Below are 6,152 nucleotides of genomic sequence, written 5' to 3'. Positions count from 1 at the left end.
CGCCTGGCCGTTGAGCGTATTGAGCAAGCATTTGCCCGAACACATTAAGCGCTCCATCACCGGCCTGGTGACCATACGTGTCATTGAAGCTTTTGAAGTGATCAATATCAAACAGGATAAGCGCAATCTCCTTCCCTGTACGCCTGGCCCGGCGCATCTCAGATTCAAGCGAAGATTCAAAAGCGCGTCTGTTTCCTATTCCGGTTAGCATGTCGGTGTTGCTCAACTCCGCTAGCTTGGCATTACTCTTCTCAAGGGCAGCAGTGCGCTCAGCGACTTTCTTGCGGAGAGTAGCGCTCAGTTTCCTCAAATGACGGACCCGCCACTGGTATAAGACTGCCAATAGAAGCAGCAAGACCAACATCGCCACAATACGGAACCAACTGGTTTGCCAAAACTGAGGAAGTACTGTGACAGGAAAAGTCAATTCGTCACTCCAGCCACTGTCCGGTTGCCAGGCGCGGATGYGAAACCGATATTCGCCCGGGTCCAAGTTGGTGTAGCTAACAGTTCTTTGCCCTGGCTGTGTGTTCACCCACTCGTTGTCCAGGCCATCAAGTGCGAACTTGAATGAATTTCGATCTGGATCTAAATCATGAAGCGCTGCAAAGCCGAAGGAAACCGTTTTAGCCCCGGCTGCCACAATCAACGAGCGAGGATGAACAGGTGGCCCCATTAATTGAGAACCGTTGGCATAAATACTTTGCACGATTGATTCTTGTCCGATCCGAACATGCGTCAATGCCACCTGTGGAGCCCGCAGAATGCGACCCGCACACTCAGGCCATACTTTTGTGATACCTTTGTATCCACTAAAGTAAAGGTTGCCTTCGACGGCTAAGACAGCACCGGTTGCATACGCTCCGCTCAATCCGTCGCTGGGGCCAAAGCTCTGGGCAAGACCGGTGTCAGGATCTATGCGCAAGAGACCGCCTACCGTGCTGATCCAAATCTTAGATGCGCTGTCACTAGTAATCGCGAGGATTTTTGCCGTACCTACGCTAGTGGAGAAGAGACGGACTCGAAACGAAACGACGCCCTCGTCAGATGTAATCAACTCGGCAAGACCACTTCCCGTACCCACCCAAATACGGCCGTTTCGATCCTCATGTAACGCAGTTACTGCATCGCTCGGCAACGCTGTCTCGCTTCCTTGCTCTGGCCGGAAATGCTTGAAAGTCTTTGCGATAGAGTCAAATTGATCCAAACCTCCACCATGATGCTCGGAGCCCATCCAAACTCTTCCGCGGCGATCTTCGAGGATTACAGAAGTACCGGTCACGCTTCTACTAGAAGGATCGTCCTGGCTATGTGCAAACACTTCAAACGAGCCGTCACCTGGATCGAACCGAACGACATCCCCGCCCGTGCCGACCCACAGCTTCCCGCTCGATGAGGGTGCTATAGTGTTGATGAAGTCTCGCCGAAGCTCGCCGAAATGGTAGACGCGGATGTTAGAACGAGATCCATCCAATCGATGCAATCCTGAGGCGGTGCCAATCCATAAGACCTCCGTCGGATCAACATATATCTTGTAGACAACGTCACTACTCAAGCGGTCCGAAGCCGTAGAACTAACGTTGAAGCATCGCTCAACTTGTCCATTGGCCGGATTGAACAAGGTAACGCCACGGTTATTTCCGAGCCATAGCTTCCCCTTGCCTGCGCGTTCCAAAGTCTGAACGGTGTTACTGGTTTGGCCGCACTCTCTATCAAATGGCAAAATGCGAGCAATACCGCTGGCATTCAAGTTGGCTACGCGTATGCCGTTTGCGTAAGTTCCTATCCACAGCAAGCCGGCGCGGTCACGAAAGACAGCGCGTATGTAGTTGGACGGCAAGCTGTACGGATCGTTAGGGCGATAAAGAAACTCTTCAGTCCTCGTACCGTCCGACAGCCAACGCTGCACGCCGGCGCTTAGTGTTCCCGCCCAAATTGTTCCGTCCGTGTCACCGTACAACGCCGTGTAGCGGACAAGCGGTACATTGAGAAGTACCCGTGCTTCCCACGGCTTTTGCATTTCCCACCTTAGCAACCCTTGTTCAGTGCCGATCCATAGCACACTGCCGACGACATGTAACGCTCGAACAATATTTGTCTTGGCATTAGGTGCATTCTCCTGATCCACGCGCAAGTGTCGAAACTGATTAGCGCCATGTGGAAGATACTCAAGACCGCCTGGCCAAGTACCTGCATACAGCCCGCCTTGAGCATCGATGGCCAACGCATTAACGTCGTTGGATGCAATGCTGGTCGGATTGCTCTTGTCATGCATATACTCCCGAAACCGCCCGGTCTCTGAATCGAAATGCTGTAGTCCACCCCAGGTGGCAATCCACATACCACCTTTACCATCGCCAATGATAGACCTGACGTTCAGCGAACTTGGCGACCGAACCTGAGGTGGACGATAGCTGATAAATGCTTCGGTCTCTGCGTCATAACGGAACAAGCCTTGCTGCGTGCCAGCCCATAAGACGCCATTCGGCGCTTCATATAGAGCAGTAACACTCGCATGAGGCTGCATCCCGGCTTCTGTCCCAAAGTGGCGTGCCTGCGCACCATCGTAGCGATAAATTCCCGACATGGGCGTGCCGACCCAGATGAAACCGTATCGATCCTGAAGCATTGAAAGGACTCCGATTTCATCGCGATCCAAGACGGGACGTCGTTCGAAACGTAAGCCTGCCGCGATGCTGGCCGCAGCAACTTCACTGAAGCACGCAAGCAAGGAAAACAAGACGAACCATAGCTTCGTCGAACGGAATATGCTCCAGATGTATTGACGCGACCGATTCGGTGTAGCCGTCGGATAAGTACAGGCTGATGAGTAGAGCTCATCGCGGCGGCATCCAGACGACCAAGCAAATTCCAATATTGCACGCATGAATTGAAGTGCCACGGTGCACGCACCGTCGTAGCTGACTGTTCGACACACAAAAATTGTATGGTGCTTGAACACCCTCCGAGAGTCAGCTTTCGCGAATATGCTGCCACATCGCGCACCAGAACTATGGCTGCGTTTAACGAAAAGTTGGCCTTCTTGTTAGCCCGTGATCTCCAATAATTTGTCTTTTTGCGTTCTGGAGCAGGGACTGCTGCGTGTCATGAGAACGATCCGCTTCGGATGCGAAACAGATCTGGTCCGCAGCCGCAGCAAAGCTCCTGGGCGAAACGCCCAGGCTGGAATCATGTACATGGCAATCGCGCCGCGCGTATTTCAGGCTAGTGCTTCACCGAACCCAAGTATTGAGGAACAAAAGATGAGTGAAATATTCGGAAACGTAGCATGGGGAAATCGGACAAAAGGCGACCTAAGCCGGAATGAAAAAATTCGCTACCTTACCCAAGCCGTCTGTTATCAGCTAAAGGATTGGACGCAGATCCTCACAGCATCACAACGACGAAAGCTCGCAGTGTTGGACTGGGATCAGCTTTCAATTCCCGACTCCCAGATCGCTAAACAGGCTGAAGAGCTCTGCCGAGTAGCGAGCCCAGATTTCCTGGTGAATCACTGCTGGCGCAGCTTCATATGGGCTAGCGTACTTTCTAAAGTGGATGGGCTGGCTTACGATCCCGAGATCTTGTTTGTGGCCAGTATGCTGCACGATTTGGGCCATACCTCCGAGCATAGCAGTTGCACTTCTCAGCACTGCTTTGCGGTCTCAGGCGCAAATGCCGCGCAGCGCTTTCTCTTACAAGCTGGATGGTCCGCATCGAAAACGGACCAAGTGGCCGATGCAATAGCCTTACATATGAACATGCCATCGGGTCTTCGCGACGCAAGCAATGAGGCGAGGCTACTCCAAACCGGCGCGGCATTCGACGTCGCAGGCAGCCGTTCTCGCGACATGAAGCGTGAAGATATCTACTCCGTCATCGCTCGATACCCTAGGCACAATATGGGCAAGAATTTTTCATCACTGATGGAAAATGAGGCTCAAAAATGGCCGAATACCCGAGCCGCATTGATGGTCAAATTTTTACAACTTCGCTCCCGTGCCGAGTCGGCACCGTTTGGCGAGTGACCGTTATTAACCACGCCGAAATGACCTGTTTGACCTTTTCGCATGCGAGCTGAAATCGACGTCGGTACTCCACTGGGCATGCCCGTCGGTTCTGAAGTTTATCGTTAGCCTAAATACAGCAAGGTCGGTAACGACTCGTTCCTCTCCAACGGCCTAGGTTGACGGCGCTTACGGTATGACGCTCTGAGTGCCTTGCTGGCTGCAGCCCAGTAATTTTCATCTTAAATCAACTCCAAGGATAGCCAATTGAATAAAGAGCGCGTTGCTACGCACTGCGTTTGCTGCGGAAGCCAAACACTGGATAAATCGCCCGCTGTACTAATGCCGTTCATAGCGCATCGTGTATTTAACTGGGCTCCGGTAGAGATCACCTCAGAGTGGGGACTGCGAACCCTGAAGACGGGTACGAGCTACGCCATCTGCAATTCGATTCAATGCCGCGATTGCTCCCACCTCTTTTTGGATATTCGCTTCGATGAACAGGAAATGACAAGGCTATATCATGAGTACCGCGAAGAAGCCTATACGGCGCTTCGTGAACACTACGAGCCTGGCTACCGAAAGCGCAATTTGCTGCTAAATACCGGTGTACCCTATCTCGCCGACATTGAAGCATTTCTGGCACCGCATTTGCCACACACGCCTCGGGTACTGGACTGGGGCGGAGACACGGGCGCCAATACGCCGTTTAAGCATTCCAACAAGCTGCTGCATATCTACGACATCAGCAACAAAGGCATCGTGATTCCCCACGCGCAAAAGGTGTGTCGCGCCACCGCTTTCTCACAAGAGTATGACCTGGTTGTGTGCAGCAACGTGCTAGAACACGTGCCCTACCCTGTCGACTTGGTTAAGGATTTGATCCACGCAATGGGTCCCGAAACCTTACTTTACATTGAGGTTCCGTTTGAGGACGTCATGCTCCGGCCGGATCCACTGCAAGCGAAGCGGCACTGGCATGAGCACATCAACTTCTACAGCGCACTTTCAATGACCACGCTGCTACGTAATTGCGGCTTGGAGGTGATGGACCAGAAGCTACTGAACGCCACCGCTGGCGGGGCATCGTCATGGATTCTCCAGTTTGCCTGCTACCGTGCCTAGTGTATCTTCGGTGGCATATCGTCAGCGCATTCTGTGATGATGATTGGACGCAGAACATCCTCGAATTCTTCTAAGCGCTAATCGAAACGGTAGCCTGTTATACGCGCATCAGTACAGAAGCCTTTCCGCACAACTTTCACAAACCGCCATCGAGCTCAGCATAGCTGTCCCAGGTATGGCTATTTCTAGCTGACTTCAATCCACGAGACACACGCTTTACAGGCGAGAAAAAAAAGCCAGTCCGCAACGACTGGCCAAAGGAGGTTGGAAAAGCAAATCAATTCTAGCCCCATGCTGAAAGGCCTGACGGCCAAACATTGCTATCAACTGCCAAATCCGAACTGTGAGATGAGCATCAAGCGTGACGTACTACGATCTTTTAGTGACCGTTGTTGGTGCTGGCGCATCGGTCGTTAATTTGAATCGAGAACGCAATGCACAACGTACGTTTGAAACTACAACGTCTGTCCAAGAGCGTCGAACACAAGGAGGAGCGACGCGCTCGGACTGATGCACGACAGCCTCGCCTAATGAACAATTTTCGATGGCAGCAATTCTGCAGAAATAGGCAGAAGTCCTTGAATTTCTCATGCTAATCTGATCCCTTACTTTGGAGTCTCGCTAGCTGGTCGAATTCCCTCTGCTGCGAAATTCTTAGATGCTCCACCGACCGCGCCTAACTTCTTAATACTCTTTTGCCTTGAACCACTTCACACGAACACTCATTGTCGCCAGCGCGATAGCCACGCCAATGGCCTGGGCTCAGGAATTGCCAACATCTGTCACCGAGCCAGTTTTTAGTGGATCGATAGCAGAAACATCCCAATACGTTTCCCGCGGTGTGCGCCAGACTTGGGGGAGAGACGCTCGACAGATTGGACTCGATTGGACGTATCCCGACGGGTGGAGCTTAGGGATATGGATGTCAGATGTTAATCGACGCTTCATTGAAGGCGGTCGAGCGGAAGTCGATGTCTACCTTACATACGCACGTTCTGTCGGTGACCTTGGCCTTAACGC

The 6,152-nt window shown here is 52.3% G+C and carries 4 protein-coding genes; 3 read left to right on the top strand and 1 reads right to left on the bottom strand.

What is annotated here, in order from left to right; genetic code table 11:
* On the bottom strand, positions 1-2,629 hold a 2,629-nt coding region (locus AB4Z11_RS19775; protein ID WP_442027098.1), incomplete at its 3' end, for a two-component regulator propeller domain-containing protein.
* 562 nt (positions 2,630-3,191) lie between these two features.
* Between AB4Z11_RS19775 and AB4Z11_RS19770 the strand changes: the two genes are divergently transcribed.
* The 3 genes from AB4Z11_RS19770 to AB4Z11_RS19760 all read left to right on the top strand — a co-directional run.
* Positions 3,192-4,028, top strand: a complete 837-nt coding sequence (locus AB4Z11_RS19770; RefSeq protein WP_442027096.1) for an HD domain-containing protein — start codon at positions 3,192-3,194, stop codon at positions 4,026-4,028.
* Between the two features lie 246 nt (positions 4,029-4,274).
* Positions 4,275-5,132 carry a class I SAM-dependent methyltransferase gene (locus AB4Z11_RS19765; RefSeq protein WP_442027095.1) on the top strand — a complete coding sequence of 286 codons (858 nt, stop codon included), beginning with the start codon at positions 4,275-4,277 and terminating at the stop codon, positions 5,130-5,132.
* A 700-nt stretch (positions 5,133-5,832) separates the two neighbouring features.
* Positions 5,833-6,152: TorF family putative porin (locus AB4Z11_RS19760; protein ID WP_442027093.1), on the top strand; the 320-nt coding region annotated here is incomplete at its 3' end.

Source organism: Pseudoduganella sp. RAF53_2, assembly GCF_052113985.1.
Taxonomy (GTDB): Bacteria; Pseudomonadota; Gammaproteobacteria; order Burkholderiales; family Burkholderiaceae_D; genus Rugamonas.
This window is presented reverse-complemented; position numbering and strand designations above follow the sequence as displayed.